A 26,368-nucleotide genomic window follows, 5' to 3' on the forward strand; every position below is an offset into this window, starting at 1 on the left:
GGCCTCCGACGTTCATGATCTCACCGGCCAGCATGCAGAAGGGCACGGCCAGCAGCGGAAAGCTGTCGGCCCCGTTGATGACGTTCTGGGCCAGGATCTGCGCATCGAACAGGTCCAGGTGCCACATGAGGGCCACGCCGCTGAGCAGCAGCGCATAGGCGATGGGAACGCCGATCGCCATGGCGATCAGCAGCGAACCGAGGAAGATGGCGACGGTCATGGGGTAGGTGTCCTTTGGGCCGTTTGGGGTCAGGGGCGCTTGGGCGCGTCATCGCCGTGTTGCCCGAGGGCGGCCAGCTCTTCGCTTTCCTGGACCATGACCAGGTCCTGCTCCAACAGGGGTGCGAACAGCGTGCGCAGCAAGTCGCGCAAGAGGATGGCGATGCCCGAGCCCCCCATGAGCACCCCGCTGGCATAGAAGATGGCGACCGAAGCACCCGTCACCGGCGCTTCGGTCTCCCAATTGATCAGCATCTGCGCCCAGCTGCCCGACAACAGCAGCCACGACACGTACAGCATCGCCAGTTGCGCCACCGCCAGGCAGGCGCGCTTGCCGGCGGCGGGCAGGCGCGCGACCAGCATGTCCGTGCCCAGGTGGCCGCGCTCCCGCAACGCCACGACGGAGCCCATGAAGGTCAACCACACGAAGAGCCAGCGCGAGAGTTCCTCGGACACCGTGATGCCCGAATTGAAGGCGTAGCGCGCCACCACATTCCCGAAGACCAGCACCACCATGACGGCCAGACAGGCGCCCGAGAGCACGTCCAGCACACGGGTGTATCCCCGCAGCACGCGATCGGCCAGTGCAAACATGGTGTGTCTCCGTTCTTGTTCGGTATGGAAAATATTTTGTACGAACTGGTTAGTATTTAATCTAGGTGCAAACCCTGCCACTGCGCCACACGGGCACAGCAACGCACACCGCTCCTTTTCGGCAGGGCGGGCAGTCCAAAGGGACCGATGTGGCTAGGGCCGCAGGAAGCGCACGATCATCTCGACGATGGAGGCGCGGCGCTCGGCCATGGCGGCGGGGGCATCGAGGGTGCGCTTGAAGATGGCGCCGAAGGTGTGCCGATTGGAGACGTTGAAGAAGCACAGGGCCGAGATCGACATGTGCAGATCGACCGGGTCCACATCGGGGCGGAAGACGCCCGCGGCCACACCGCGCTGGTAGACCTTGTGCACGGCGTGGATGACCGGGATGTTGAGTTCCTGGATGGTCGTGGAACGGCTGATGTACTCGCCCCGGTGCATGTTCTCGTTCATCACCAGGCGGATGAAGTCGGGGTTGGCCAACTGGTAGTCGAAGGTGAAGCCGACCAGGGTGCGCAAGGCCTGCTCGGGCGCCAGGTCTTCCAGGTGCAGGTCCGATTCGATCTGCCGGATGCGACGGTAGGCTTCTTCGAGTACCCTTACGTACAAGCCTTCCTTGCTACCAAAATAGTAGTAGATCATGCGCTTGCTGGTGCTGGTGAGCGCCGCGATTTCGTCGATGCGCGCACCGGCCAGACCCTTGTCCGCGAACTCCGCCGTGGCCACCTGCAGGATGTTGGCCATGGTGCGGTCGGGGTCGTTCACGCGCACGCGCTCGGCACCAGGCGTGGCCGCCGCCTCGCGCGCAGCGCGCTGACGTGCCGGGCGGCTGTCACCGGCAGAAGGCGGGGTGTTTTGAACCGTTTCGTCCATATGCGCCAAGCATACGGCAAGGGCCGGCCCGGCCGGCCCCTCCGGCTTGCTGGATCAGGAGGGCTTGGTGTCCGCGAAGCTCGGGCGCAGCATGAGCTTGTCCATCAGCCTGCCCAGGTTGGGGTACTCGCTGCGCCAGGCGATGTCGGGAAAACGGAACTCCAGCCAGCCCAGGGCGCAGCCCACGGCGATGTCCGACAGGCTCAGGTGGATGCCGCTGCAATAAGGCTTGTCGCCCAGGCCCTGGCTCATGGACTTGAGGCTGTCGTTGACCTTGCGCATCTGGCGCTCGATCCACGCCTGGCTGCGCTCGCTGTCCTTGCGGTGGGCCCAGGTGGCTTCGAGGCGGGCCAGGATGGCGGCATCCACCACCCCGTCGGCCAGGGCCTCCCAGGTCTTGACCTCGGCACGTTCGCGGCCCTGGCTCGGAATGAGCTTGCCGACGGGAGAGAGGGTGTCCAGGTACTCGACGATCACGCGCGAGTCGAACACGGCTTCGCCGCCCTCCATCACCAGGCAGGGCACCTTGCCCAGGGGGTTGGACGTGGCGATGGTGGTGTCATCGGCCCAGACGTTTTCCTGCACGAATTGGTAGTCGAGCTTCTTTTCGGCCATGACGACGCGCACCTTGCGTACATAAGGGCTGGCGGAGGCTCCGATCAATTTCATGGCGAGATTTCTTCCAGTGCGCGGGGATGCGTGACAACGGTACGGGTACGCGACCGATTCTATCGGCTGGCGCCCGAGGGACCGGCCCGGCATGCCCCCGCAAATGGGTGACAAAGGCCCGAGCGGCGCCCGCACACGGGCAAATGGCCTGCGTGCGGGCCGATTTGGTGCAGATTTGCAACACTTGCATCCACAGCCCCATGCCGCCGGCCGGACGGCCCTGCAATGGCCAGGATCGGGGTTTTCCCGCGCGTGGCGCCTACAATCCGGGTCCATGAGCCTGTCAACCATCACCGCCCTGTCGCCGCTCGACGGCCGCTATTCCAACAAACTGGCCGCGCTGCGCCCGATCATGAGCGAGCACGGCTACATGCACCGGCGCGTGCAGGTGGAGGTGGCCTGGTTCATCGCGCTGTCGGACGCGGGCTTCGCCGAGTTCAAGCCGCTGACCACGGGTGCGCGCGCCTACCTGTTGGGCCTGGTAAAGAATTTCTCGGAGGCCGATTCGGCCGCGATCAAGGACATCGAGAAGACCACCAACCACGACGTGAAGGCCGTGGAGTACTGGATCAAGAGCAAGTTCGAGGCGCGCCCCGAACTGGAGAAGGCTGCGGAGTTCGTGCACTTCGCCTGCACCAGCGAAGACATCAACAACACCAGCCACGCGCTGCAGCTGCGCTCGGGCCGCGACCAGGTCGTGCTGCCGGGCCTGGACCGCGTGGTCCTCAAGCTGCGCGAGATGGCGCACGCCTATGCCGACGTGCCCATGCTCAGCCGGACGCACGGCCAGACCGCGAGCCCCACCACCGTGGGCAAGGAGATGGCCAACGTGGTGGTGCGCCTGCAGGCCGCCTGCGACCGCATTGCCGCCGTGAAGATCCTGGGCAAGATGAACGGTGCCGTGGGCAACTACAACGCCCACATGTCGGCCTGGCCCGAGTTCGACTGGGAGGCCTTCAGCAAGAAGGTCATCGAGACGCCCGAGCCGCTGGGCCTGGGCCTGACCTTCCAGCCCTACAGCATCCAGATCGAGCCGCACGACTACATGGCCGAGCTGTTCGACGCCGTGGCCCGCGCCAACACCATCCTCGTCGACCTGTCGCGCGACATCTGGGGCTATGTGAGCCTGGGCTACTTCAAGCAGCGCCTGAAGGCCGGCGAGATCGGCTCCAGCACCATGCCGCACAAGGTCAACCCGATCGATTTCGAGAACGCCGAAGGTAACCTGGGCCTGGCCAACGCGCTGCTGCGCCACCTCTCGGAAAAGCTGCCCATCAGCCGCTGGCAGCGCGACCTGACGGACAGCACGGTGCTGCGCAACATGGGCGTGGCCCTGGGGTATGCCGCACTGGCCTATGCCTCGCTGCTGACCGGCCTGAACAAGCTCGAACTCAACGAGGAGGCCCTGGCCGAGGACCTGGACGCTGCCTGGGAAGTGCTGGCCGAGCCCATCCAGACCGTCATGCGCCGCTATGGTGTGCAGGGCGCATACGAGAAGCTCAAGGAAGTCACGCGCGGCAAGACCGTGACGGCCGAGGCACTGCACGGCCTGATCCGCTCGCTGGAGATTCCCCAGGAAGAGAAGGACCGCTTGCTGGCGATGACGCCGCGCAGCTACACCGGCAAGGCCGCCGCACTGGCCCGCAGGGCGTAAGCAGCCCGCCATTTTCCGTCAAGGCCCTCGCCCACCGGCACAGCGTGCCGGCTGCGGTCTCCATCCTATTTCCCAGTGAGGCTGCATGGCCATCAAATCCACCATCTTCAAGGCGCATCTGCAGATCGCCGACATCGACCACGGCTACTACGCCGACCACGCGCTGACGCTGGCACGCCATCCGAGCGAGACCGACGAGCGCATGATGGTGCGCCTGGCGGCGCTGGCCATCCACGCGCACGACCTCAACGACATCTGCAACGGGGACGCCACCCTGGCCTTTGGCGCAGGGCTGTCGGACCCGGATGACCCGGACGCCTCGCTGACCGACTTCACAGGGCGCAAGCGGGTGTGGATCGAGGTCGGCCAGCCCGAGGACAAGCCGCTCACCAAGGCCTGCAGCAAGGCCGACAGCGTGGTCGTGTACTGCTTCAACCACGCGGCCGAGGTCTGGTGGAAAGGCATCGAGAACAAGCTCTCGCGCCTGGAAAAACTGCAGGTCTGGCGTATCCCCACCGAGGCCTCGCAGGCCCTGGCGGCCCTGGCCGAGCGCAGCATGCAGCTGCAGGCCACCATCCAGGAAGGCGCCCTGACGCTGAGCAGCAACCTGGGCAGTGTGGTCGTGGAGCCGGTGCGCTGGAAGTAACTCAGTCCAAGGGCATCAGGGCGCCGCAGTGCCAGCACTGCTCGAAGCCGCCCTCCACCATTTCACCGCAGCGGCACACCCAGCGGCGCTGGGGAATCTGCTGCAGCTGTTGCAGCAGGGTGCGTGCACGGGCGGCGTGCTCGTCGTATTCGAGCCATATCTCTGGCAGGCATTGGTCGGGCGGCAGGTGGCCAGCGGCAGCGCCCAGGTACTGGCGCTGCACCGATGCGCTCATGCCGGCCTCGCACAGGATGTCGGCCCAGACCGTGGCGATCGCGATGTTGGGGGCCTGGGTCAGTCGCAGCATGGCCCCACCATACCGGTTTGGGCGCACGGCGTACAGTGGGACGCGGCTCAGCTCTCCGCCACGGCGGGCTGTCCCACGGTGGAGGGGCCCTCCGCAGCGCGCTCGGCATAGCGGTTGAAGCGCCAGGCGGAATGCTCCAGCGTGATGCGGCGCCACACGCTGCGCTTTTCGGCCGGGGTGTAGGCCAGCCAGTGCTGCACCTCGTCGAAGCTGCGCCCGCAGCCCTTGCACTGGTCATCGCCCTGGCTGGTGGAGCAGATGGCGATGCACGGGGTATCGGGCGTGGTCTCGTACCAGCCCTGCCATGCGGCCAGGGCTTCCAGGGGAAAGTCCGCCTCATCGATCTCGTCCTCGTGACCGAACACCATCAGCGCGTACACCCGGGCCAGGGCGCGGGTCTGTGGCGCCAGGGTAAAGCCGTCGGGCGACGGGAAACGCGCGCGCCAGTGGTTGATGGCGGCTTCGATGTCGGTGATGTGGATGCGGGACGAGGGCATAGAGAGAAAAAGCCCCCGCCAGCTTCTGCCTGGCGGGGGCCCGGAGGATAACCGGCCTGGCCCGGCATGCGGGCAGGGGGGTTAATCCATCCGGCTCAGTTGTTGCCCAGCGCAATGCCTTCGCGGCGCGGATCGGCGCCACCGGCGTAGGTACCCGCGGCGGGGTTGCGCGAGAGCAGACCAGGGGTGCCGTTGGCACGCACGCCGTTGAACACCACGCCGTGCAGGCCGCTGGCAAAGGTGTCGGTCTGCGCCACGGTGTGGCCACGCGCGCGCAAGCCGTCGCGGATGGCTGAGGTGTCGATCACCGAGCCCTTCTCGATGGAGGTGGTGGCATTGGTCTGCGCGCCGAAGTTGGGCAGGTTGATGGCCTGCTGCACGTTCAGCCCCCAGTCGGTCATGCCCAGGATGCTCTTGGCCGTGTACTGGATGATGGCGCTGCCGCCCGGCGAACCGATGGCCCCTTCGAAGTCGCCGGTGGCGGAATTGAAGATGATGGTCGGCGCCATGGAGCTGCGTGGCCGCTTGCCGGGCTGAACGCTGTTGGCGATGGCCTTGCCGGCCGAGTCCGTGGGCGTGAACGAGAAATCGGTGAGCTGGTTGTTGAGCAGGAAACCGCGCACCATCTGCAGGCTGCCGAAACCGTTCTCGATGGTGGTGGTCATCGACACGGCATTGCCCGAGCTGTCCACGATGGACAGGTGGGTGGTGGAGGGCAGGTTCAGGGAGCTGTCGGCACCACGCGCGGCGACCACCCCGGGCGGCGTGCCAGCCACCGGCGTGCCGATGCTGCGCTGCATGTCGATCAGGCGCGCGCGGCCCTTGAGGTAGTCGGCATTGATCATGCCGGCCTGGGGCACGGACACGAAGTCCGGGTCGGCTACATAGAGCGCGCGGTCGGCATAGGCCAGGCGGTAGGCCTCGGAGACCACGTGCACCGAATCGAGCGTGTTGGGCTTCATCGCCGCGAGGTCGAAGCTCTCGAGCATGCCCAGGGTCTGCAGCACGGCGATGCCGCCAGAGCTGGGGGCCGGCATGCCGCAGACGCGGTACTTGGTGCGGTAGACGCCGCACACGGGCTCGCGCACCTTGGCGGTGTAGTTGTTCAGGTCGGACAGCGCGAGCTTGCCGGGGTTGGTGGGATGCCCCGTGACCTTGGCAACGATGTCGGCCGCGATGGCGCCTTTGTAGAACGCATCCGCACCACCAGCGGCAATGGCGCGCAGGGTCGCGGCCAGCTCGGGGTTCTTGAGCAGGGTGCCGGTGGGCTTGGCCGTGCCATCGGCCCGGAGGAAGTAGCTGGCGCCGGGCTCGCCCTGCGCCTTGATGCGCGCGGCCGAGCCAGCAATGGAGACGCTCATGCGCTCGGAGATCGCGAAGCCGTCTTCACTGAGCTTGATGGCGGGATCGAACAGGTCCTTCCACGGCAGCTTGCCATGGGCCTTGTGTGCAGCTTCGAGCATGCGCAAGACGCCAGGCGTGCCGACCGACAGGCCGCCATCGACGGCGGTCAGGAAGGCCAGCGGATTGCCATCGGCACCGATGAACAGGTTGGGCGTGGCGGCCATGGGCGCGGTCTCGCGGCCGTCATAGGCCAGCAGCCGGTTGGCACCCTTGTCGAAATGCAGCATGAAGGCACCACCGCCGATGCCCGACGACTGCGGCTCCACCAGGTTGAGCACCATCTGCACGGCAATGGCCGCATCGATGGCGCTGCCGCCCTTGGCCAGGATGTCCCTGCCGGTCTGCACGGCCAGGGGGTTGGCGGCAGCGACCATGTCCTTGTTGGCATAGGCGATGGCCTTGGGCGTGTAGCCCGAGGGCGGTTCGGGCGGCACGTACTGCTCCACCGGCTCGGCGAGAGGGGTGTCGTCGTTGCCTCCGCAGGCAACCAGTGCGGCCACGGCGGCGGCGCTGAGCAGGGCGAGCCGCCAGCGGCGCCCGGTGGTGGAGATGGTCATGGGTGTGGTCCTCGGTCCAGTGAAGAGCAGGAGGGGATGGATGCAGCCCGCGCCCACGGCGCAAGCGCACTGCGAAGAAACACATGATAGTCACGGTTCTGTCACAGCGTCCAGGCAAAAAAACGGCATCCTGGCATGTGGAGCTGCATGTGCTCGTTATCCCTTGGAGCCGTGCTCTCCACCCTCTGCAGGGCTTGCGTTCATGGCCGTGCGATGGTCCAATTGCGGCTTCGAAGGGGAGTAGCTCCCGCCGCGCATGTACAGCCCACCCTGCAGGGGTGTTGCACCCGCGTGGCATCGGCCTGTCGTCAGTACGAAGCATCGCTTCCGGCAGCCCGGGTCCGGCGTGCGCACCAGGCGCCGGATCGAGCAAGACCTTTGATGGGCCCTTCTGTGGGCTGATCAAGGCCGCCTCCCCGATTTCGACCAACCCGCGCAACGCGGGCGAGCCCTTGATCCTCCGACCGCAGGCCCTCTATCCCCCGGATGGACTTGGCGCTACATTGGCGCCAAGCCTTCCTTTTGCCCACTGATATTGAGGAATTTATGGAATTTTTGGCTTCGCCCGAGTTTTGGGTTGCACTGGGACAGATCATCATCATCGACATCCTGCTGGGTGGCGACAATGCGGTGGTGATTGCCCTGGCCTGCCGCAAGCTGCCCCCTGCCCAGCGTACCAAGGGCATCATCTGGGGCACCGCAGGTGCCATCATCCTGCGCGTGATCCTGATCGCCTTCGCCATGACCTTGCTGGCGCTGCCCTTCCTCAAGTTCGTGGGTGCCATCCTGCTGGTGTGGATCGGCGTCAAGCTGCTGGCCCCCGATGAAGATGGCCATGGCGACGTGCAGGGCAGCGACAAGCTGCTGGCCGCCATCAAGACCATCATCGTGGCCGACCTGGTGATGAGCGTGGACAACGTGATCGCCATCGCCGGTGCCGCACAGAACGCCGGCGAGCACCAGTTCCTGCTGGTGGTGCTGGGCCTGTTGATCTCGATCCCGATCATCGTCTGGGGCAGCCAGCTGGTCATCAAGCTCATGGAACGCTTCCCCCTGATCATCACGGCAGGCGGCATGCTGCTGGGCTGGATCGCCGGCGGCATGCTGGTGACCGACCCGGTCTTCGCCAATGTCGACAAGTGGCAGTGGATGCTCAAGATCCCGCAAACCGATGTGATCCGTTATGGCGCGAGCGTGGCCGGTGCCCTGCTGGTGCTGGCTGTCGGCAAGATGGTTCTGGCACGCCGTACCGCTGCCGCCACCCCCGCGGAGCATGGTTGAGCGGTCTTGTAGTTCAGTAATCCCATGGGCTGACCATGGGGCGCCCGCCGGGCGCCCCGATGCGGCCCCTGACAAGGGAGTTAGCCTTATGGACAAAGTCATCGTGTACGTGGACGACGCAGCCCATGCGCAGCAGATCCTCGCGCCCCTGTTTGCGCGCGGCTCGGCGGGCAATACGCACTGGGTACTGGTGGCATGCGCACCCCGCATGACCCACCGCATCAGCAAGTGGGTGAGCCACAGCGCGCGCGAGAACTGGCGCGCCAAGTGGGCCGACAAGCTGTTTGCCCAGGTGGTGCCCAGCTTGCGCGCCCACCCCGACCACGTCACCACGGTGCTGGCCAAGGGCCCGCTGCCGGAGCTGACGGACAAGCTGCAGGCCGAGATGGGCAGCACCAAGGCCCAGGTGGTCGATGCGCGCCGGCCCAAGCTCGACGTGGCGGCCCCCGAGACCGGCGCTGCCGTGCCGCCCGGCGGGCGCTGGTCGCTGCCGGGCACGCTGAGCAGCCTGTTCGCCAGCGTGGGGCTGCTCATGGTGGTGGGCACCGAGTAGCAGGCAAGCACTTCGCTTTCGGGGTGGGCAGGGGCCGGCGTGCTGCGCCGGCCCCCGCCCACCCCCTTGCCACAGGCCGGTGCTATCCTGTGGCCCATGATCCGACTTCTTCTGAAATGGCTGCTCAGCGCCGCAGCGCTGCTGTTCGTGGCCTATGTCTACAGCGGTGTGGTGGTGCAGAGCTTTCCGTCGGCGCTGATTGCGGCCTTCGTGATCGGCCTGTTCAATGTGGTCCTGCGTCCCATCCTCGTGGTGCTGACCCTGCCCGTGACCATCGTGACGGTCGGGCTCTTCCTCTTCGTCATCAACGCCCTCATGTTCTGGGCCGCAGCCAGTGTGCTGGACGGCTTCCAGGTGACGGGCTTTGCTGCCGCGCTGATCGGCTCGCTGATCTACTCCCTGCTGGGCGTGGTGATCGAATCAGCGCTCGGCGGCCTGTTCACGAAGCAGTGATTCCATGGCCTTGAGGCGGGTGTCGATGATGGACGCCTCGAAATGGTCCGCTGCCGGGCCGCTGCGCCGCGCCAGGTCCTGGCCCGCCTTGAAACGGTCCACCGCTGCCTGGTAGTCATAGCGGGTGGCATGGGCCTCGGCTTCGGCGCGGATGGCACGCAGGGGCTGGCCGTTGGCCTGCCAGACCGTGGCCATGAGCTGCCAGACCGTGGCATCCCTGGGATGGTTGGCGATCCAGGTCTGCAGCGCAGCGGTGACTTCGCCCGAACGTCCGGCCTTGAGCAGCGCCCGGGTGCGCAGCAGCAGTTCCGGCCGGTGCTCGCCGGCACCCGCAGGCAGCGCGGCCAGGGCCGCTTCGGCATCGCCGGCAGCCAGTTCGATTTCCGCCTTCAGCAACTGCGCCAGCCGCTGGGCCGGCGCATCGCCGCGCACCTGCGCCTCCAGCAGCGTCCACGTCGTGCGCGCGGCCTTGGCATCGCGCAACTGGCTGCTGCCCAGCGCCGAGGCATAGAGGATGGCGGCCTTGCGCGGTGCGCTCTGGCTGGCGAAGCCGGTGCCACCGGCTTCGGCGATCCACTGGCGCAGGGTGTCGACCCCGGGGTTGGACAACACCCGCGCCCGCGCGGAGGCCATGGCATGCTCCTGGCTGGAAGGAGGGGCGGGCTGCTGTGCCTTGCCGGGCGGCAGACGCGACTGCATATCGGCCATGCGCTGGGTGGTCAGCGGGTGGCTGCGCAGGTAGGGCCAGGAACCGTTGTCGTTGATGCGGTTGGCCTGCTGCAGCTTGTCGAACATGCTCACGAAACCCTGCGGGGCAAACCCGGCGGGCTCCATCAGGCCATAGCCGATGCGGTCCGCCTCGCGTTCCATGTCGCGCGAGAAGTTCAGCTGGTTCTGCATGGCCAGCGCCTGGCCGCCCACCACCATGGCCTGGGCGGCGCCCGGGTTCTTGCTGGCGGCCAGGGCGCCCAGGATCATGGCACCCAGCAGCAGCGGCGTCTGCTTGCTCTGCTGGGCGATCAGGCGCGAGATATGGCGCTGGGTGACGTGGCTGAGTTCATGGGCCAGCACCGACGCCAGTTCGTCGCGCGAAGCCACTACGCCGATGAGGCCCAGGTGCACGCCCAGGTAGCCGCCCGGCAGCGCAAAGGCATTCACCGTGCGGTCGCGCCCGAGCAGGATCTCCCAGGCGAAACGCTCGTCCATTTCCGGCGACAGCTCGCCGCGCTTGCGCGCAGCGTCCATCAGCGGCAGCCACAGGCTCTGGACATACTCGGACAGCACGGCGTCGTCGATGTAGTCCGGGTCGCGGTACAGCTCGCGGATGATGCGGTCGCCCAGGCGCCGCTCGCCGCTGGTGGTGAGTTCGCTGCCATCGCCCAGGGTAGGGAGCTGGGCATGGGCCGTTCGCACCGGAAGAAGGGCCGCGCTGCAGGCCAGGGCGAGCACCACAGACGCCAGCGCCGCATGCACCCGCGCCCGTTCGTTGCGGCCAGGGAAGGTCGCTTTGCTTGGGAATTTCCGCATGGACCGTATGATGCCCTGACGCCCCAGTGTTTCCCCAGCGATTCAACTGGTTACCAAGAAATTGCCAGTTCCATGTCCAAGCCCGATCCGACCACACTCACCCACTTCGACGCCCAGGGCCAGGCCCACATGGTGGACGTGGGCGCCAAACCCGCCACCCACCGCATCGCCGTCGCCACCGGCCGCATCGAGATGCAGCCTGCCACGCTGGCCATCATCGACACCGGCACCGCCAAAAAGGGCGACGTGCTGGGCATAGCCCGGATAGCCGGCATCCAAGCGGCGAAGAAGACCAGCGATCTGATTCCGCTGTGCCACCCGCTGGCGCTGACGCGGGTGGCGGTGCAGTTTGAGGTGGCGGCTGTGCAATATCCAGGAGCTATCGGGATCGCATGCACTGCGACCGTGGAGACCGTTGGGCCCACCGGGGTTGAGATGGAGGCGCTTGCGGCGGTGCAGGTCGCCCTGCTGACGATTTACGACATGTGCAAGGCGGTGGACAGAGGAATGTCGATCGAGGGGGTCCGTGTGATGGAAAAGCGAGGAGGCAAGTCAGGAAGTTTTGACAGAGCCATTCCATGTTGAACGCGGTCGATAACGCAGCGACCAAGGCGACTGGTCCGTCGCGTCTGAATCCGCACGCACCTAACAAAAATGTCGAGAAAAACAGAGGAGTTGCAGGCTTTCCAGAGACAAGCCATGCGAACTACCAGATTGCGCATCTGGCGCGTGCAATGCGAGGCCGGCCTTACTGCGCCTGAGGCCCGTGTACGGGCCTTGGCTGCAAGCGCCGCAAGGCACTTTTCTTGCTCGGCAAGTTGAATTTTGATTGCTCGACACGGGAACCTCCGTCAAAAAAACCCTTCACCTCATCGTGCCCGATTCTGGCTGTTTGCGATCTTTGTTCTATCGGGCTTCGCCGGACTGATCTACCAGTCCATATGGTCTCACTACCTGGGCCTCTTCCTTGGTCATGCAGCGTATGCGCAAGCATTGGTCCTGGCCATATTCATGGGGGGCATGGCAGCAGGAGCCGCGTGGATAGCGAAAGCCGGGTTGTGCAACAGAGCCATTCAGGCATGAAGAGCCTGGGCACTCAATGGATCAACAAAGGCAGTGAAAACAAGGAATTCCGGGCGAAGTTCAACGATATTGCACTATCCGCTGCTTATCTGAGCCATGCGCATGATCAAGAATGGGGAGAGATCACCCGAGCCGACGCCACCCTCGGAAAAAATGTGGTTTCTACAGGCGATTACGAATTGCAACGCCGTCTTCTAACAGCAATAGCGTTGGAAATGACGCAAGAGTGATCTTGGAGAGGCCTGGGAGCCTGACTGGCACCTCGAAAACCGCCCAGGCGGGCCATCGCCATCGTATGCGCTGCCTGTGATCCTGATGGCATTCAGTTTGAATGGGAGGCTCAGCGCATAACCCGCCAGCCTATCCCCAGGCCGCAGGGGCTGCTCATGCGCCCCCCATGTGAATCAAGGCTGCAACGCACACTCCCACCAAGATGCCCGCTGCGATCTCCCATGGGCTGTGTCCCATGCGCTCGCGCAGGGCGATCTCCCCTTTGGAGCCCGCTTGTCTGGCTATTCGATTGATCGCTTCGGCATGCTTGCCAACCTGCCGGCGCAGGCTGTTGGCATCCAGCATGACGACAAAGGCCAGCGTCACCGCCACACCGAACGCGGGGTGATCAACTCCCTCACGAAGCCCGATGAGTGCGGCAGTGCTGCTGACAATCGCGCTGTGCGTACTGGGCATGCCGCCATATCCAATCAGACCGAAAGCCCATTGGCCGGCTTTGGCGCTATTTACGATGAATTTCAATGTTCCCGCTGCGAACCATGCAACAAAGGGGGTCAATGCATAAGAAAAATCAATGAACATGGCAAACCCGTCCTCTTCATGAAGCGGGCCACAAAACCCACAGGCAGGCACCAACCCACACCAGCACGGTGGCCAGCAACGGCCCATCGGACAGTAGTGCGTCGGTTGGCGATTCCCCCCCTTCCAATTTCTCGACCACGAACCAATAGCGGAACAGTCCGAACAGAACCACCGGCACGGTGATGACCAAATCTGGCTTCGCCGACATGACAAACATGCTGTAGAACACCAGCGCCCCTGTGGCTGCCATCTCGGCATACCGGTCCACTAATGCGACGGTATAGCGTTGCAGCACTTCACGTCCCTCGCTGCCGCTCTGGCTCAACTCCTGCCGCCGCTTGACGGCTGCCAGGTACAGCGCAAGACACAGCGTGGTGACGAACATCCAGGACGACACGGGCACTGCCAGGGCCTGCGCGCCCGCATACACACGCAGCACAAAGCCGAAAGCGATGCTGAAGATGTCCAGTACCGGCTGGTGCTTGAACCAGAAGCTGTAGGCCAGGTTGAGCGCCAGGTAGCCGCAGATCACTGCAACTGCGGCTGGTTGCACGAACCAGCCCAGCACCAGCGCGCCGTACAGCACGGCAAGCAGCGCCAGTGCGGCCGGTACCGACGCAGCACCCGAGGCCAGTGGGCGGGTGTGGCGCTTCTTGGCGTGGCGTCGGTCGCGCTCAATATCCCGGATGTCATTGACTATGTACACCGCTGAGGACGCTACGCAGAACAGCACCATTGCAAGCAGCGCCTGTCCAATGGCATGGCGGTTCGCAAACTCTCCTGCAAACACGAGCGGCGCGAGTACGAAACTGTTCTTGATCCATTGCCGCGGCCGCACCAGTTTCCACAGTCCAGGCAACTGGTTCATCGCAGTTCCCTGATGGCATCCATGACGGCCGGCGCCATCCCAGGGGCAACCGGTTCACAGGGCGCATATTGGCATCGGCCCATTGGTATTTCAGCGCACGCCATATCTATTCCCATCATTCAGATTTTCATTCGATGGAAGATCATGCTGGGCAAGCAGCGAATCACCAGCATGATGATGCGCCACTTGCCCGGTGCGTAAATCACGGCACGGCCTTGCGCCACCCCCACAATGATGGCCTGGGCCACCGCCTCCACAGGCGCCAGCGACTGGCCCTGCGCGACCAGGTGTGCCGTCATGGGCGTGGCTGTGGGGCCTGGCTTGACCAGTATGACCTTCAGGGAGCTGCGGCCCAAGGCCAGCCGGTGCCGCAAACCCTGCGCATAGCGGTCCAGCAAGCCCTTGGCAGCCCCATAGACGTAGTTGGACTGCCGGCCCCGATCTCCTGCTACCGAGCCGATCAAAACCAGACTGGCCGGGCCAGCGCTGTGCATGTGAGAGACAAAGGCTTCGGCATACAATGCGGGCGAGATGCCATTGATCGCCAGGGCGTTGTGGCATGCATGCAAATCGGCCTGGCAGGCCGCCTGGTCGGGCAGGGCGCCGTGTGCGATCAGTACGACATCGGGCTTTCCCCGGGCACAAGCTGTGGCTACGGCACGCTCGATGGCTGCGTCATCGGTAAAGTCAGCACTCAGGCACTCGATACGGGATGCGGGCGAGCGTACGGCAAGATCGTCGGCCACGCGGCGCAGGCGCTCATCGTTGCGCCCGATGAGCATTAAATCGACGGCGCCATCCTGTATCCACAAGCGCGCGCAATGTTCGGCAATGGCTGAAGTGGCGCCCACGATGACGATGCGCCTTTGTTGTGAAAGTGTCTGCACAGGCTGCGAATCGGATGGTTTCAAACTCAACTCCCAAGAAGCCGTCGCGACATGGCGGATGACATGCCTGCGTCGCGCATCGCTAAAAATTCATGCAAGCGTGGATAGCCTGCCTCAAAGACGTGACGCGGCATGCGTGCGTCCTTCGCCGGATACAAGGCACCGCCCGCTTCCACGACGATAGCATCCAGGCGGTCGAGCAAGCGCAAGGTGCGCTCGTTCCGGTTGGGAAAATCCAGTGCCAGAGTGGTTCCTGGCCGGGGAAAGCTCAACATGCCCCGGGCACTGCGCTGGCCAAACGTCTTGAGCACGGCCAGGAAAGAGCCCTCGCCGCTGCGCGCAATCTCGCGCAGCATGGCATGGGTGGCATCCCGCCTCGCATGGGAAGGCACCACACTCTGGTATTGGTAGAAGCCATGCGGGCCATACATGCGATTCCACTCAAGCAAGCCGTCCAGCGGATATGAAAACGGCTCGTAGTGCTGCAGTGCCAGGCCCGCCCGCCTGCGCTGCAGATGGTAGTAGGCGGCATTGAGAGGCCGGAGTGTCAGCCGGTTGACCAGCGAGATGGGCGGTGTGAATGGCATGCGCCGCTCTCGTGCCTGAGGCATGGGCCCCCGTGTGGCCGCCGAGGGATTCGCCCGCATGAAGATGCCACGCACGTCCGAAGAAGCACTACCCGCAAGACAGTCGATCCACCCCACGGTGTGTTCCCAACCCGCCTCGCTGCCATCAGCCAGCGCAAAGAACTCGTCCAGGCCGCCGTACGGAATGGTTTCAGTATCCAGCCAGGGCCCTGCCACGCGGCGCAGTTGCAGTTCGGCGCCCACGATCACGCCGGTCAGCCCCATTCCGCTCACGGTGGCGGCAAACCACGGTGATTGCTGCGTGGGACTGCATTCGATCAGCTCGCCATTGCTGCGTGCGAGCCACAGCCGCAGCACATGGTCGCCAAAGCTGCCCAGAGCGTGGTGGTTCTTGCCGTGCACGTCGTTGGCAATTGCGCCGCCCACCGTTACCAGCTGAGTACCCGGCGTGACAGGCAGCATCCAGCCGCGGGGCGCGCAAAGGCGTTGGATGTCTTGCAGGAGCACACCGGCCTCGCAGGTCAGCACCCCGGTATCCGGGTTCCAGTGGCTCAGACGGTCCAGCCCGGCCGTGTGCCACAAGACCCCGCCGGGATTGAGGCATTCGTCGCCATAGCTGCGTCCGTTGCCGTAGGCGATGCCGGGGCCGTGTGTCTGCAGTTCGTGCGGAACGCGCGCCGGGTCGTGCAGCGGAACAACGTGGTGCGCACCAGCATTCAGCCGCCCCCAGGAGCGGATGGGAATCATGCCGCCGATCCAGTGAACACGTAGCGCTTGTCCATCTGGTATTTGGCGGCATAGCCCAGCGCCAAGCCGAGGACTCCACCCAGGTAGCGCATGCTGCGCGCGCCATCGAACCAGGCATGAAAGGCAAATTCAAAGCCCCAGAAGATGGCCGTTGTCACCAATCCCATGGCCGCATACAGAGCGAAGGTGCGGCCCTCATGCGCAGCATTGCGCGCCCGGAAGCGGAAGATGTAGCGCTTGTCCAATACATACTTCAGCATCAGCCCAACCGCAGTGCCAAACACCACGGAGGCCCATAGATGACCTGGCCCGTCGTAAAGGCGCAGCAGTGCGTCCTGAGAAACTATGTTGGCACCCGTTGCAAAAGCAGCCAGTAGAGCGTAGAGGAGGTAGATCGGCATCGTCAAAGATGGGTGGCATTCTAGGAACTGCATCCCCAATCATGCGGCATATACTACAAGGCTCCCCCTTCATCTTGTGGTATCGAACAATGAAAGCCATCATTCTTGCGGGAGGCAAGGGCACTCGGTTATCTGAGGAAACCACTGCAAAACCCAAGCCCATGGTTGAGGTCGGTGGTATGCCGATCATCTGGCACATCATGAAAATCTACGCGGCGCATGGTGTCAATGAGTTCATCGTTTGCCTGGGCTACAAGGGCTACCAGATCAAGGAATGGTTCATCAACCAGCGCCTGCATCTCTCTGACATCACGGTGGACCTGCGTGATGGTGGCATCGAAATTCACCGCCAGGTGGGTGAGCCTTGGAAAGTGACCTTGGTGGAGACGGGCGAGGACACACTGACGGCGACACGCGTGCGTCGTGTGGCGAACTATCTGGACCCCCACGAAGACTTCTGCTTGACTTACGGTGACGGTGTGGCCGACATCGACATCCGTGCCCTGCTGGCCTTCCATCGCGCGCAGGGGCGTGAGGCTACGGTGACGGTAGTGCAGCCACCCGGACGTTTTGGCTCCGTTGATTTGAACGGTGACGATGTGCGTGGCTTCGTCGAGAAGCCTATCGGCGACGGCGGCTGGATCAATGCTGGTTTCTTCGTGCTTTCGCCCAAGGCGCTGGCGCGCATCCCTGCCAAGGACTGCATGTGGGAGGCCGAACCCGTCGAATCATTGGCGCATAACGGCCAATTGGCGGCCTTCCGGCATGCGGGATTCTGGCAGCCCATGGATACGCTGCGCGACAAGACCCGACTGGAAGAGCTCTGGTCCGCCAACTCTGCGCCATGGAAAACATGGAATTGAGACCGCACGCATGAATCATGGAGGCGCTGACAGCGTGGCGGACAGGGAATTCTGGCGTACCCGCCGGGTTCTGTTGACCGGCCACACCGGCTTCAAAGGGGCGTGGCTTGCGGCGTGGCTGCATCATCTGGGTGCTGAGGTGACAGGCTTCAGCCTGCCAGCTCCGGCCTATGAATCGCCGGCCTGGCAAGCTTTGTGGCCCATGCTGGCCCAAGGCAGCTTCACGGACCTGCGTGGCGACGTGTGCGACCAAGCTGCGCTGCATGCAGCTGTGAAGCAGGCCGACGCGAGTGTTGTGCTGCACCTGGCTGCACAGGCCATTGTGTTGGATTCGTATGCCTTGCCCGAGCAGACCTGGAACACCAATGTCATGGGTACGCTCAACGTCTTGCAAGCGATGGCGCGCCATGGCCGCCCTGCTGTCATCGTTGGCGTCACCAGCGACAAGTGTTATGAGAACCGCGAATGGGCTTGGGGCTATAGAGAAAATGATGTGCTGGGGGGGCATGACCCCTATTCAGCCAGCAAGGCTGCCATGGAAATTCTGCTGGCCAGTTGGCGCAGTTCATTCGGGACCAAGACGGGGATTCGGGTGGCGAGTGCTCGCGCCGGCAATGTGATTGGTGGAGGCGATGGAGCAGCCCACCGCATCCTGCCCGACTTGATGAACGCGTTCTCCAGCGGCAAGCCTGCACTTGTGCGCCGACCAGATTCCGTCCGCCCCTATCAGCATGTATTGGAACCACTTTCAGGCTACCTGCGATTGGCACGCATTCTGCATGAGCAGGGCGATTCCTATGCCCAGGCCTACAACTTCGGACCCCCTGCAGGCGATGCCTGCACAACGCGCTGGCTGGCCGAAGCGGCAGCTGTGCAATGGGGCGATGGCGCGGCCGTGCAGTACCCGCCCGCAGGCCAACAGCCCCACGAGGCGGGAACGCTGATGCTGGACAGCGCCAAGGCCCGCCAGGAACTGGGCTGGTCTCCCCGCTGGACGGCACGCGAGGCCGTGCTGGCGACCATCGACTGGCAGCGCGCCTTGCTGAAGGGCCAGCCTGCCGAGACCGCAGCCGAGACCCTGCGTCAGATCGAACACTACACCCACGGACGTTCTTACGTTTCCGCGCGCTGATCGGGCGCCGAATTGACAAAAATGGCAGTTGCAGACACCACCCCCGCCACTGGCGCCACCCTCCACCATTCCCGTGCCAAGCACCGCGACGGCCGCGAATTCATCGTGTGCCAGGTCATCGGCCACCATGCCATGGGTTTCGCCCTTCCTGCCGGCCAACCGCTGGGCGCAGACGATGCCGCACAGGGCCTGCAGAGGCTCGAAGTGCTTCCCGTGGATGCCTTGGAGGCAACCGCCCGGCTGCCCTGGATCGAAGCCGACCGCCTGCTGCGCGCCTTTGCACGCCAGAATGCCCGCGAGCACGCACGCGGCGCACAGCTGGCCCGCGCGCCTTTCGAGGCGGGCAAGAGCAAGATTCCGCCGTCCGGCAAGGTGGTGGGCGAGCCCGAGGCCGAGAATCTGGTGGACGCCAGCCTGGACCTGTGGCTCACGGCCGGCCGGTATTCCGATCAGTTCGAGCAGGACATTGCGCGCTACTTCGGCGCCGTGCGGTCCATCGCCGTCAATTCCGGGTCATCGGCCAACCTGGTCGCGCTGTCCACCTTGACCTCACCGCTGTTGGGCGCGCGCGCGCTGCAGCCGGGCGACGAAGTGATCACGGCGGCCGCCGGCTTTCCCACCACGGTCAACCCCATTCTCCAGAACGGCCTGGTGCCCGTTTTTGTGGACTCGGACCTGGCCACCGGCAACATCGACCCGTCGCTGATCGAAGCCGCCATCTCGCCGCGCACCAAGGCCATCATGGCCGCCCACACCCTGGGCAACCCCATGGACATGCGCGAAATCATGCGCATCGCGCGCAAATACGGGCTGTGGGTGGTGGAGGACTGCTGCGACGCCTTCGGCTCCACGCTCGACGGCCAGCTGTGCGGCAGCTTCGGCGACATCGGCACGCTGTCGTTCTACCCCGCGCACCACATCACCATGGGTGAAGGCGGCGCCGTGTTCAGCCGCGACCCGCTGCTGATGAAGATCGCCGAGTCCTTCCGCGACTGGGGCCGCGACTGCTATTGCCCGCCGGGCAAGGACAACACCTGCGGCCAGCGCTTCTGCTGGAAGCTGGGCCAGTTGCCCCAAGGCTACGACCACAAGTACACCTACAGCCACGCGGGCTACAACCTCAAGATCACCGACATGCAGGCGGCCATCGGCGTGGCCCAGCTGGGCAGGCTGAAGGGCTTCGTGGAGGCGCGCAAGCGCAACCATGCCATGCTCCTGTCGCTCCTGCAGGAAGCCGGTGCGGACCAGTTCCTTGAGCTTCCGGGCTGCGAGGCCGGTGCGGACCCGTCGTGGTTCGGCTTCCTGATCACGCTCAAGAGTGAAGCGCCCTGCACACGCAATGAATTGACCGCCTACCTGGAGCAACAAGGCATCGGCACACGCTTGTTGTTCGCAGGCAACCTTGTCAGGCAGCCCTACTTCGCCGGCCGGCAATGGCGTGCGCCAGGACCCTTGACCCGTGCGGATATCCTCATGGAGCGTGCCCTGTGGATCGGCATCTGGCCGGGCCTGAGCGAAGAGCAGCTGCGCTACATGGCGCACACCATTACCGGCTACCTCGGACTGACATGGGATTGAACACGGATGGCGACGCGGCGCTTGCGGGTTGGCAACTGCCACAGCGAGACCTGAACGCCGTCCTGGACCAGACAGACGGGCTGTGGCGCACAGCCGCTGGCGCACAGGTGTTGCTAACGGGCGCTTCGGGCTTCATCGGTGCCTGGCTGGTGGAAACCTTGTTGTGGGCCAATGCGCGCCTGGACCTTGGCCTTCGGCTGACGATCGTCGCCAGAAACGTGGACCGGCTGCGCGCCTTGCGGCCGCTCTGGTCCGCACACCGGAACGTCACGTTCTTCCAGGCCGACGTGGTCAGCGACCCATTGCCTGCGGGCCCGCATGACTTTGTCGTGCACGGAGCTGCGGAAACCAATGTGCGCCTCGACAATCCTGCGCCGGGCAGCATGCTGATGACCAGCGTCATCGGCACACAACGGCTGCTGGAGGCCTGCGGACATCGCCGCGAAACGCGATTCCTGTTTCTGAGCTCGGGCGCGGTCTACGGCCGACAGCCTGCAGAACTGGAGTGCCTGGCCGAAACAGACCTGATCGCCCCGGATTGCGAGCGCGTGCAACTGGCGTACGGCCATGGCAAGCGTGCAGCCGAGGTCTTGCTCAACTGCCAGGCCGCGGCGCAATGGATCCATGGTGTCTCGGCGCGTTGCTTCGCCTTCTCCGGCCCCTTCCTGCCACTGGATTCCGGTTTTGCGGCCGGCAACTTTGTGGCAGACGCCTTGGCGGGCCGCGCCATCACCATCCAGGGAGACGGCACCCCCTTGCGTTCCTACCTGTACGGCCTGGACATGGCTACCTGGCTCTGGCACCTGCTGTTCCGCGGCCGCAGTGGCGCCGTCTATAACGTCGGCTCGCCCCACGCAGTGTCCATTGCGGAGCTGGCAGCGCGCGTGCGCACCGCATCGGGTGATGCGCATGCGCCGAACATCCAGGTGCTCACCCCCCCCACACCGGGTCGCCCGCCCGAACGCTACATCCCCGACGTCCAGCGGGCCATGAACGAGCTGGACTTGCAGATCACCGTCGACCTCGATGAAGGACTGCGACGCATGTTTGCGTGGCATCGCGACTACGCCTTGAACGGACAGAAACTCTGAATCACCTATGCCTGAAAAACTTTCCGACACCGTCGCCCGGTTTGTGGCGAACCAGGGCGTGCATCACTTTTTCACCGTCTCGGGTGGCGGCATCATGCACTTGCTCGACTCGTTCGGTCGCGAGCCCGGGCTGCAGTATGTCTGCAACTACCACGAGCAAGCCTGCGCGATTGCGGCCGAGGCGTATGCACGTCGAAGCGGCAACCTGGGCGTGTGCCTGGTCACCACCGGCCCGGGCAGCACCAATGCGCTGTCGGCCATCGCTGGCGCGTGGGTGGACTCGATTCCCGTGCTCGTGATTTCAGGCCAGGTGCGCACCGACCTGATCGCCGACTACCGGCACGTGCGACAGATGGGGCCGCAGGAAATCAACATCGACGACATGGCACGGCCGGTGACCAAGTTCTTCCGCACCGTGATGCGTCCGCAAGACATTCGGGCGACGCTGGAAGAGGCCGTGTACACGGCGCGCAGTGGCCGGCCCGGCCCTGTCTGGATCAACGTGCCGCTGGACGTGCAGGGCGCCATGATCGACTGGGACGCGCTCCCCGGATTCGAGCCTCCGGTCCAGGCCCCTCGCAGCCTCAGCGCTGCCGACAAGGAACAGGTGCGCGCCATTGCGCAGCGGCTGCGAGCCTCGGAAAGGCCTGTTATCGTGGGGGGCAACGGCATCCACCTGGCCAATGCGCACCCGGCGCTGGATCGCCTGGTCACGCAGACCGGTGTGCCCGTGGTGGTGCCCATCGGCGCATCCGACTTGCTGTACGAAGAACACCCGGCCTTCTACGGCCGCTTCGGCCCGCTGGGCCAGCGCCGCGCCAACTTCGTGGCGCAGAACGCGGACTTGGTACTCGGCCTGGGCTCCAGCATGTCGGTCTCGGTCATCGGCTTCAACACCGATGGCTTTGCACCAGGCGCCGATGTGCTCATGGTGAATGTGGACCCGCACGAGATCGACAAGGCCAGGCCAGAGCCCGTGCTGCGCCTGGTGCAGGACGTCGGGCCGGTGATGGAGGAACTGGCCGCCCAGCTGCATGGCTGGCGATGCGCTCCGGCATGGCTGGATGCCTGCGATGAATGGTGGGAGCGCTACTCTCCGCTGGAAGTTCACCCCGCACCGCAAGACCCCGTCAACAGCTATCACTTCTTTGCCCGCCTGGGCGAGCACATGGGCGCCGGCGACACCTTGTTGACCGGCAACTCGCTCGACGCCTGGTCATCGTTCCAGACGTTCGCCAACAAGCCTGGCCAGCGGCTCTATACCAACATCAACTTCGGAGCCATGGGCTGGGATCTGCCTGCCGTGATCGGCGCGCGCCAGGCTGCAGCCGAGGGCCGCGTGGTACTGGTGACGGGCGATGGCAGCATTCTGTTCAACGTGCAAGAGCTGATGACCATCGGCCACGGCGCCATGGACATCAAGATTTTCGTGCTGAACAACCAGGGCTACGAGTCCATCCGGACCACGCAAAAGAACTACTTCCAGAGCCACTACGTCGGCGCCGGCCCGTCCTCCGGCGTGTCCAACCCCGACTTCGAGGCGCTATGCCGCGCATTCCGCCTGGAATACCGCAAGGTTGCCGACACCGGGGGTATCGACGAGGGCGTGCACGCAGCGATGTCGACACCGGGGCCCGTGCTCGTCGAACTGATGCTGGACCCTGCACAGAGCCGCTCTCCACGCGTGATGTCCCGCCGCCACGAAGACGGCACGATGGAATCGGGAGTGCTGCACAACATGTTCCCGTACCTGACCGACGAAGAAACGCGCCACAACGCGCGCTTTATTCCAGCGAATCGCAAGGAACGCCCGTGACGGCGGGTCAAACGCCGATGGCGCGTGAGCGCGTTGCGCGGCACTGCGTATGCTGTGGCAGTGGCACCCTGGAGTCCCACCCCGCGATTCTCATGCCGTTTGTTGCCGACCGCGCGTTCGGATGGCAGCCTGCGGTCATCGATGAAAGCTGGGGCCTGCAGACCATCCCCAGCGGCACGGCCTACACCGTGTGCAAGTCCCTGTGGTGTCCCGAATGCGGCCTGCTCTTCCTGGATATCCGTTTCTCGGAAGCGGAGATGGCCGGCATCTACTGCGGCTATCGGGGCGCCGAATACACGCGCCTGCGCGAGCACTATGAGCCCGGTTATGCCGCACGCAACCAGCAGCTGGACCAGGGCGTGTCCTACATCGCCGAAGTAGAACACTTCCTGAGGCCGCTGGTGGGTGATACGCCGCATGTGCTGGACTGGGGCGGCGATACCGGACGCAACACGCCATTCCGTGGGCGCAGCCAGATGTGCGATGTCTACGACATCAGCGACAAGCCGGTGGTGGCAGGAGCACGCCGGGTCGACCATGGCCAAGCCCTGGGCAGCACCTACGACCTGGTGGTGTGCAGCAATGTGCTGGAACACATCCCTTACCCTGAAGACACCCTGCGCGATATCGTCGCGGCGATGGACACGCACAGCGTGCTCTATGTCGAGGTCCCGTTTGAAGACACGGTCCGCACCGTGCCCAGCCAGCCGCACCTTCACAAGCGGCACTGGCACGAGCATGTGAATTTTTTCTCCGAGGATTCGCTCCATCGGTTGATGGAGCGGTGCGGCCTGGAGGTTGTTTCCAGCGGACAGCTGTTCGTCACGACAGCTGGAAAATCGACCTATCTGTTCCAGCTTGCCTGTCGGCTGCCGCCTGGCGCAGCAGCGCAATGAGCCGTTCGGCGTTTCGCTCCCAGTCAGCGCGCAGGATGATCTGCTCACGAGCCTGATTGCCCATGGCTGCGCGGGACGCTGGTGGCAGCCGGGCGGCCTCGAGCAATGCAGACGCTAGCGCGTCGGCCTCGCCGACGGGGAACCGTGCTCCAGTGCGGCCGGGGACCACCCACTCGCGGTTGCCGGGAATGTCGGACACGATGGCCGGCAGGCGGCTGGCCATGGCCTCCAGCAACGATATGGAGGTTCCATCGACCTCGCTGGCGCTGACGTAGAGGTCGCACGCGGCATGCAGCGCCATCAGCTGTTCGCGCTGCAGTCGACCGGGACAGTACACCGCCGACGCAAGCCCCAGATGCAGAATCCGTTGCTGCACCTCGGGCGCGAGCGATCCCCCTCCCGCGAGCACCAGCCGCAAACGGGGGTCTTCGGCGTGGGCCTTGGCAAACCCCTCAATCACCGTATCCAGCCGGTACAGGGGCTCCCAGGAACGTACGGACACCACCAGGATCGCGTCCCGCCAGCCCGGCTGCATGCGCAACGCGGCAGGCTCGCCAGCCCATGAGCGCAAAGGAGCCTCAAGCCCCCATGGCAGATCGATGCAGCGATCGCCGGGCATGCCCAGGGAAGTGGCTGCATGGCGGACCGCCTGGCAATCGCACACCAGGGCATAGGCCCCACGCAGCGCCTCGACCGCCGCCTGGGCGACGTGCGCATCACGCGGCACGTCGCGCAAAAGGTCGAAACCCCATGACAGGAGGATAAGTGGGCGGGCGCCTGCGCGCGCGGCCTGCAGGCCGCAGGTAGGCACCGGGCCAGCCACAACGACCTCGATGGCAGGGTCGCAGACAATGCGCCGCAAAGACGCGACATCGCGTGCTTCGAAATGCGGGACGCCATCCGGCACGTGCGTGGCATCCACCGGCTCGCTCAGGGAGACGAACACAGGGGCCAGCCCTGCGGAGAGAAACAACCGCAAAAAGCGCTGATCGTGCGCGCCCAGCCCGGTCGAAACGTACGCCAGCCTCACGATGCCGTTAATCCTCTAGCATGCCCCAGGACAGGTGCTCACCAAACGCCAGATCCTGCCGAAGCTTCTTGCCAACCACGCGCTCGATTTCGCTGGGCTCGATCCCCCCCAGCGTAGCCGGGCGCAGAACCTGCAGGTGCTCGCGCCCCAGCACCATGCCCGCTTTCAGGTCGATGCCGGCGCGCACGCAACGCCGCTGTACCACGGCGGTCTGGGTCTCGTTGCCGGCAATGAACTTGTCGCCGCTGCCGAGCGCATTCTCCAGCTCGCGCGTCCGGTCGACCATGTCCTTCCAGTCGGCCGGCGACATGGAGAAAGCGTGGTCGGGGCCGACGCGGCCCTTGTCGTCGGTAAAGTGCTTCTCGATGACGCGCGCGCCCAGCGCCACGGCACCCAGCACCGTCGCGTGGCCGGGCGTGTGATCGGACAAGCCCAGCACCATCTGCGGATACATGGATCGATACGTTCGCAGCACATTCAGATGGATGTGGCGGAAGTTCTCCAGACTGCCCGTGTAGTTGGTGTTGCATTGCATCAGCACCAACTTCTCGTTGTGACGCAACACCGCATTCACAGCACGCTGCACATCGCCAATGGTCGACGCGCCGGTAGCCAGCATCACCAGCTTGCCGGTCCTGGCGACCCGCTCGACGATTTCGGTCCAGTTGATATCGCCCGATCCGATCTTGTACATCGACACATACCGATCCAGCTGATCGACCGCATCGAAGTCGTAGGGGCTGGAGAAGAAGTCGATGCCGCAACGATCACAGGTCTCCTTGAGTGACGGAGTCCAATCGCGCGGCAGGGAGGCGTCCTCATAGACCTCGAAGACCGACTTCTTCCAGCCGGCCTGATGCGACATCTTGCCGGTCAGCGAGCGAAAACCGCGGTCGCTGACAATCTGGCCTGCCGTGAAGTGCTGGAACTTTGCGCCGTTGGCTCCTGCGGCTGCGGCTTTCTCGATCAGATGGAGCGCCCGCTCAAGGCTGCCGTCATGGTTGGCGGCGATGTCTGCCACAAAATACGTGGGCGCATCGTTTCCAATGCGGAAGTGGTCGGTATCGAAAGTCATCACAAATCCTTGACCGGCACGCCAGCCGTGAGAAATTGGGCCAGATCCTGCGCAACGCTGGGCAGGGGGTGGAGCCCCAGCTCCTTGGCCCGCCCCGTGCGCAAGATCGTGTTGTGTGGGCGCGGAGCAGAGAAAGCAACATCGCCGACGCTGGAACGCACGACGGCTTCGGCGGGATACCCCAGGCCTTCCGCGAACATGCGCAGGAACGCATATTTGCTGACGCCATCCGCCGCCCCGAGGTGAACGAGCCCCTCAGCATCTGAC

29 protein-coding genes are annotated in these 26,368 nt (G+C 64.6%); 13 read left to right on the plus strand and 16 right to left on the minus strand.

Features of this window, described 5'->3' with window-relative positions:
* The 4 genes from ACK59X_RS14490 to ACK59X_RS14505 all read right to left on the minus strand — a co-directional run.
* Positions 1 to 220 (minus strand): TRAP transporter large permease subunit (locus ACK59X_RS14490; RefSeq protein ID WP_409958120.1); only part of this gene is annotated, 220 nt, incomplete at its 3' end.
* Positions 221 to 249: 29 nt separating this feature from the next.
* Complete coding sequence (locus ACK59X_RS14495) at positions 250 to 813, minus strand: TRAP transporter small permease (protein WP_409958122.1); 564 nt, start codon at positions 811 to 813, stop codon at positions 250 to 252.
* A gap of 153 nt (positions 814 to 966) precedes the next feature.
* Positions 967 to 1,686, minus strand: a complete 720-nt coding sequence (locus ACK59X_RS14500; protein WP_007860766.1) for a TetR/AcrR family transcriptional regulator — start codon at positions 1,684 to 1,686, stop codon at positions 967 to 969.
* Positions 1,687 to 1,740: 54 nt separating this feature from the next.
* The gene (locus ACK59X_RS14505; protein WP_409958124.1) at positions 1,741 to 2,355 is read right to left on the minus strand and encodes a glutathione S-transferase N-terminal domain-containing protein; all 615 of its coding nucleotides are present in this window, start codon (positions 2,353 to 2,355) and stop codon (positions 1,741 to 1,743) included.
* 274 nt (positions 2,356 to 2,629) lie between these two features.
* Here ACK59X_RS14505 and purB point away from each other — a divergent pair, with 274 nt between their 5' ends.
* The gene (purB, locus tag ACK59X_RS14510; RefSeq protein ID WP_409958126.1) at positions 2,630 to 4,009 is read left to right on the plus strand and encodes an adenylosuccinate lyase; all 1,380 of its coding nucleotides are present in this window, start codon (positions 2,630 to 2,632) and stop codon (positions 4,007 to 4,009) included.
* Between the two features lie 85 nt (positions 4,010 to 4,094).
* Complete coding sequence (locus tag ACK59X_RS14515) at positions 4,095 to 4,655, plus strand: YaeQ family protein (RefSeq protein WP_409958128.1); 561 nt, start codon at positions 4,095 to 4,097, stop codon at positions 4,653 to 4,655.
* Position 4,656: 1 nt separating this feature from the next.
* Here the strand turns inward: ACK59X_RS14515 and ACK59X_RS14520 are convergent, their stop codons facing one another.
* From ACK59X_RS14520 to ggt, 3 genes are all read right to left on the minus strand, one after another.
* On the minus strand, positions 4,657 to 4,962 hold the full coding sequence (locus ACK59X_RS14520) for a DUF2007 domain-containing protein (RefSeq protein WP_409958130.1): 306 nt from the start codon (positions 4,960 to 4,962) through the stop codon (positions 4,657 to 4,659).
* 47 nt (positions 4,963 to 5,009) lie between these two features.
* Positions 5,010 to 5,459 (minus strand): DUF3717 domain-containing protein, encoded by a 450-nt coding sequence (locus tag ACK59X_RS14525; RefSeq protein WP_409958132.1) that lies wholly within the window; start codon positions 5,457 to 5,459, stop codon positions 5,010 to 5,012.
* A 95-nt stretch (positions 5,460 to 5,554) separates the two neighbouring features.
* On the minus strand, positions 5,555 to 7,420 hold the full coding sequence (gene ggt / locus ACK59X_RS14530) for a gamma-glutamyltransferase (RefSeq protein WP_409958134.1): 1,866 nt from the start codon (positions 7,418 to 7,420) through the stop codon (positions 5,555 to 5,557).
* Positions 7,421 to 7,966: 546 nt separating this feature from the next.
* On the opposite strand from ggt, the gene ACK59X_RS14535 reads away from it, so the two are divergent.
* The 3 genes from ACK59X_RS14535 to ACK59X_RS14545 all read left to right on the plus strand — a co-directional run bounded on the left by ACK59X_RS14535 (position 7,967) and on the right by ACK59X_RS14545 (position 9,707).
* Positions 7,967 to 8,701: a TerC family protein gene (locus tag ACK59X_RS14535; protein WP_409958136.1), complete on the plus strand. Its 735-nt coding sequence runs from the start codon at positions 7,967 to 7,969 to the stop codon at positions 8,699 to 8,701.
* An 88-nt stretch (positions 8,702 to 8,789) separates the two neighbouring features.
* Positions 8,790 to 9,254: a hypothetical protein gene (locus ACK59X_RS14540; RefSeq protein WP_409958138.1), complete on the plus strand. Its 465-nt coding sequence runs from the start codon at positions 8,790 to 8,792 to the stop codon at positions 9,252 to 9,254.
* 99 nt (positions 9,255 to 9,353) lie between these two features.
* Complete coding sequence (locus ACK59X_RS14545) at positions 9,354 to 9,707, plus strand: phage holin family protein (protein ID WP_409958170.1); 354 nt, start codon at positions 9,354 to 9,356, stop codon at positions 9,705 to 9,707.
* Here ACK59X_RS14545 and ACK59X_RS14550 read toward each other — a convergent pair.
* Complete coding sequence (locus ACK59X_RS14550; RefSeq protein ID WP_409958140.1) at positions 9,675 to 11,234, minus strand: M48 family metalloprotease; 1,560 nt, start codon at positions 11,232 to 11,234, stop codon at positions 9,675 to 9,677. The two genes, ACK59X_RS14545 and ACK59X_RS14550, sit on opposite strands and share 33 nt — an antisense overlap.
* A 72-nt stretch (positions 11,235 to 11,306) precedes the next feature.
* Between ACK59X_RS14550 and moaC the strand changes: the two genes are divergently transcribed.
* Positions 11,307 to 11,819 (plus strand): cyclic pyranopterin monophosphate synthase MoaC, encoded by a 513-nt coding sequence (gene moaC / locus ACK59X_RS14555; RefSeq protein WP_409958142.1) that lies wholly within the window; start codon positions 11,307 to 11,309, stop codon positions 11,817 to 11,819.
* Positions 11,820 to 12,271: 452 nt separating this feature from the next.
* Complete coding sequence (locus tag ACK59X_RS14560) at positions 12,272 to 12,547, plus strand: hypothetical protein (protein WP_409958144.1); 276 nt, start codon at positions 12,272 to 12,274, stop codon at positions 12,545 to 12,547.
* A gap of 154 nt (positions 12,548 to 12,701) precedes the next feature.
* On the opposite strand, the gene ACK59X_RS14565 is transcribed toward ACK59X_RS14560, so the two are convergent.
* From ACK59X_RS14565 to ACK59X_RS14585, 5 genes are all read right to left on the minus strand, one after another.
* Entirely contained in the window at positions 12,702 to 13,124 is a 423-nt protein-coding gene (locus ACK59X_RS14565) for a divergent PAP2 family protein (RefSeq protein ID WP_409958172.1), read from the minus strand.
* 22 nt (positions 13,125 to 13,146) lie between these two features.
* Positions 13,147 to 13,998 carry a decaprenyl-phosphate phosphoribosyltransferase gene (locus ACK59X_RS14570; RefSeq protein WP_409958146.1) on the minus strand — a complete coding sequence of 284 codons (852 nt, stop codon included), beginning with the start codon at positions 13,996 to 13,998 and terminating at the stop codon, positions 13,147 to 13,149.
* Between the two features lie 119 nt (positions 13,999 to 14,117).
* On the minus strand, positions 14,118 to 14,885 hold the full coding sequence (locus tag ACK59X_RS14575) for an SDR family NAD(P)-dependent oxidoreductase (RefSeq protein WP_409958148.1): 768 nt from the start codon (positions 14,883 to 14,885) through the stop codon (positions 14,118 to 14,120).
* Between the two features lie 26 nt (positions 14,886 to 14,911).
* A complete protein-coding gene (locus tag ACK59X_RS14580) occupies positions 14,912 to 16,219 on the minus strand; it encodes an FAD-dependent oxidoreductase (RefSeq protein WP_409958150.1) in 1,308 nt (435 codons plus the stop codon).
* A complete protein-coding gene (locus ACK59X_RS14585; RefSeq protein ID WP_409958152.1) occupies positions 16,216 to 16,620 on the minus strand; it encodes a GtrA family protein in 405 nt (134 codons plus the stop codon). Before ACK59X_RS14585 ends, ACK59X_RS14580 begins: the two co-directional genes overlap by 4 nt.
* An 89-nt stretch (positions 16,621 to 16,709) precedes the next feature.
* On the opposite strand from ACK59X_RS14585, the gene rfbF reads away from it, so the two are divergent.
* From rfbF to ACK59X_RS14615, 6 genes are all read left to right on the plus strand, one after another.
* Positions 16,710 to 17,483, plus strand: coding sequence for a glucose-1-phosphate cytidylyltransferase (gene rfbF / locus ACK59X_RS14590; RefSeq protein ID WP_409958154.1), 774 nt, complete (start codon positions 16,710 to 16,712; stop codon positions 17,481 to 17,483).
* Between the two features lie 10 nt (positions 17,484 to 17,493).
* Positions 17,494 to 18,615 carry a CDP-glucose 4,6-dehydratase gene (gene rfbG, locus ACK59X_RS14595; RefSeq protein ID WP_409958156.1) on the plus strand — a complete coding sequence of 374 codons (1,122 nt, stop codon included), beginning with the start codon at positions 17,494 to 17,496 and terminating at the stop codon, positions 18,613 to 18,615.
* A gap of 213 nt (positions 18,616 to 18,828) precedes the next feature.
* The gene (gene rfbH, locus ACK59X_RS14600) at positions 18,829 to 20,193 is read left to right on the plus strand and encodes a lipopolysaccharide biosynthesis protein RfbH (RefSeq protein WP_409958174.1); all 1,365 of its coding nucleotides are present in this window, start codon (positions 18,829 to 18,831) and stop codon (positions 20,191 to 20,193) included.
* Positions 20,184 to 21,284, plus strand: coding sequence for an NAD-dependent epimerase/dehydratase family protein (locus ACK59X_RS14605; protein ID WP_409958158.1), 1,101 nt, complete (start codon positions 20,184 to 20,186; stop codon positions 21,282 to 21,284). Before rfbH ends, ACK59X_RS14605 begins: the two co-directional genes overlap by 10 nt.
* 7 nt (positions 21,285 to 21,291) lie before the next feature.
* Positions 21,292 to 23,100 (plus strand): thiamine pyrophosphate-binding protein, encoded by a 1,809-nt coding sequence (locus ACK59X_RS14610; protein WP_409958160.1) that lies wholly within the window; start codon positions 21,292 to 21,294, stop codon positions 23,098 to 23,100.
* A 92-nt stretch (positions 23,101 to 23,192) separates the two neighbouring features.
* Positions 23,193 to 23,996 carry a class I SAM-dependent methyltransferase gene (locus ACK59X_RS14615; protein ID WP_409958162.1) on the plus strand — a complete coding sequence of 268 codons (804 nt, stop codon included), beginning with the start codon at positions 23,193 to 23,195 and terminating at the stop codon, positions 23,994 to 23,996.
* Here the strand turns inward: ACK59X_RS14615 and ACK59X_RS14620 are convergent.
* The 3 genes from ACK59X_RS14620 to ACK59X_RS14630 form a co-directional block, all read right to left on the minus strand.
* Positions 23,923 to 25,026 (minus strand): glycosyltransferase family 4 protein, encoded by a 1,104-nt coding sequence (locus ACK59X_RS14620; RefSeq protein WP_409958164.1) that lies wholly within the window; start codon positions 25,024 to 25,026, stop codon positions 23,923 to 23,925. The genes ACK59X_RS14615 and ACK59X_RS14620 overlap by 74 nt on opposite strands.
* Before the next feature lie 7 nt (positions 25,027 to 25,033).
* Positions 25,034 to 26,101: an N-acetylneuraminate synthase family protein gene (locus tag ACK59X_RS14625; protein ID WP_409958166.1), complete on the minus strand. Its 1,068-nt coding sequence runs from the start codon at positions 26,099 to 26,101 to the stop codon at positions 25,034 to 25,036.
* Positions 26,101 to 26,368 (minus strand): hypothetical protein (locus tag ACK59X_RS14630; RefSeq protein WP_409958168.1); only part of this gene is annotated, 268 nt, incomplete at its 5' end. The genes ACK59X_RS14625 and ACK59X_RS14630, both read right to left, overlap by 1 nt.

This window comes from Acidovorax sp. (assembly GCF_046339755.1).
GTDB lineage: Bacteria > Pseudomonadota > Gammaproteobacteria > Burkholderiales > Burkholderiaceae_C > Acidovorax.

Bases quoted from the DNA above. Each gene is read 5' to 3' on its own strand.
- ACK59X_RS14495 (WP_409958122.1), bottom strand. From the start codon at position 813: ATGTTTGCACTGGCCGATCGCGTGCTGCGGGGATACACCCGTGTGCTG.
- ACK59X_RS14500 (WP_007860766.1), bottom strand. From the start codon at position 1,686: ATGGACGAAACGGTTCAAAACACCCCGCCTTCTGCCGGTGACAGCCGC.
- ACK59X_RS14505 (WP_409958124.1), bottom strand. From the start codon at position 2,355: ATGAAATTGATCGGAGCCTCCGCCAGCCCTTATGTACGCAAGGTGCGC.
- purB (WP_409958126.1), top strand. From the start codon at position 2,630: ATGAGCCTGTCAACCATCACCGCCCTGTCGCCGCTCGACGGCCGCTAT.
- ACK59X_RS14515 (WP_409958128.1), top strand. From the start codon at position 4,095: ATGGCCATCAAATCCACCATCTTCAAGGCGCATCTGCAGATCGCCGAC.
- ACK59X_RS14520 (WP_409958130.1), bottom strand. From the start codon at position 4,962: ATGCTGCGACTGACCCAGGCCCCCAACATCGCGATCGCCACGGTCTGG.
- ACK59X_RS14525 (WP_409958132.1), bottom strand. From the start codon at position 5,459: ATGCCCTCGTCCCGCATCCACATCACCGACATCGAAGCCGCCATCAAC.
- ggt (WP_409958134.1), bottom strand. From the start codon at position 7,420: ATGACCATCTCCACCACCGGGCGCCGCTGGCGGCTCGCCCTGCTCAGC.
- ACK59X_RS14535 (WP_409958136.1), top strand. From the start codon at position 7,967: ATGGAATTTTTGGCTTCGCCCGAGTTTTGGGTTGCACTGGGACAGATC.
- ACK59X_RS14540 (WP_409958138.1), top strand. From the start codon at position 8,790: ATGGACAAAGTCATCGTGTACGTGGACGACGCAGCCCATGCGCAGCAG.
- ACK59X_RS14550 (WP_409958140.1), bottom strand. From the start codon at position 11,234: ATGCGGAAATTCCCAAGCAAAGCGACCTTCCCTGGCCGCAACGAACGG.
- moaC (WP_409958142.1), top strand. From the start codon at position 11,307: ATGTCCAAGCCCGATCCGACCACACTCACCCACTTCGACGCCCAGGGC.
- ACK59X_RS14570 (WP_409958146.1), bottom strand. From the start codon at position 13,998: ATGAACCAGTTGCCTGGACTGTGGAAACTGGTGCGGCCGCGGCAATGG.
- ACK59X_RS14580 (WP_409958150.1), bottom strand. From the start codon at position 16,219: ATGATTCCCATCCGCTCCTGGGGGCGGCTGAATGCTGGTGCGCACCAC.
- ACK59X_RS14585 (WP_409958152.1), bottom strand. From the start codon at position 16,620: ATGCCGATCTACCTCCTCTACGCTCTACTGGCTGCTTTTGCAACGGGT.
- rfbF (WP_409958154.1), top strand. From the start codon at position 16,710: ATGAAAGCCATCATTCTTGCGGGAGGCAAGGGCACTCGGTTATCTGAG.
- rfbG (WP_409958156.1), top strand. From the start codon at position 17,494: ATGAATCATGGAGGCGCTGACAGCGTGGCGGACAGGGAATTCTGGCGT.
- ACK59X_RS14605 (WP_409958158.1), top strand. From the start codon at position 20,184: ATGGGATTGAACACGGATGGCGACGCGGCGCTTGCGGGTTGGCAACTG.
- ACK59X_RS14610 (WP_409958160.1), top strand. From the start codon at position 21,292: ATGCCTGAAAAACTTTCCGACACCGTCGCCCGGTTTGTGGCGAACCAG.
- ACK59X_RS14615 (WP_409958162.1), top strand. From the start codon at position 23,193: ATGCCGTTTGTTGCCGACCGCGCGTTCGGATGGCAGCCTGCGGTCATC.
- ACK59X_RS14625 (WP_409958166.1), bottom strand. From the start codon at position 26,101: ATGACTTTCGATACCGACCACTTCCGCATTGGAAACGATGCGCCCACG.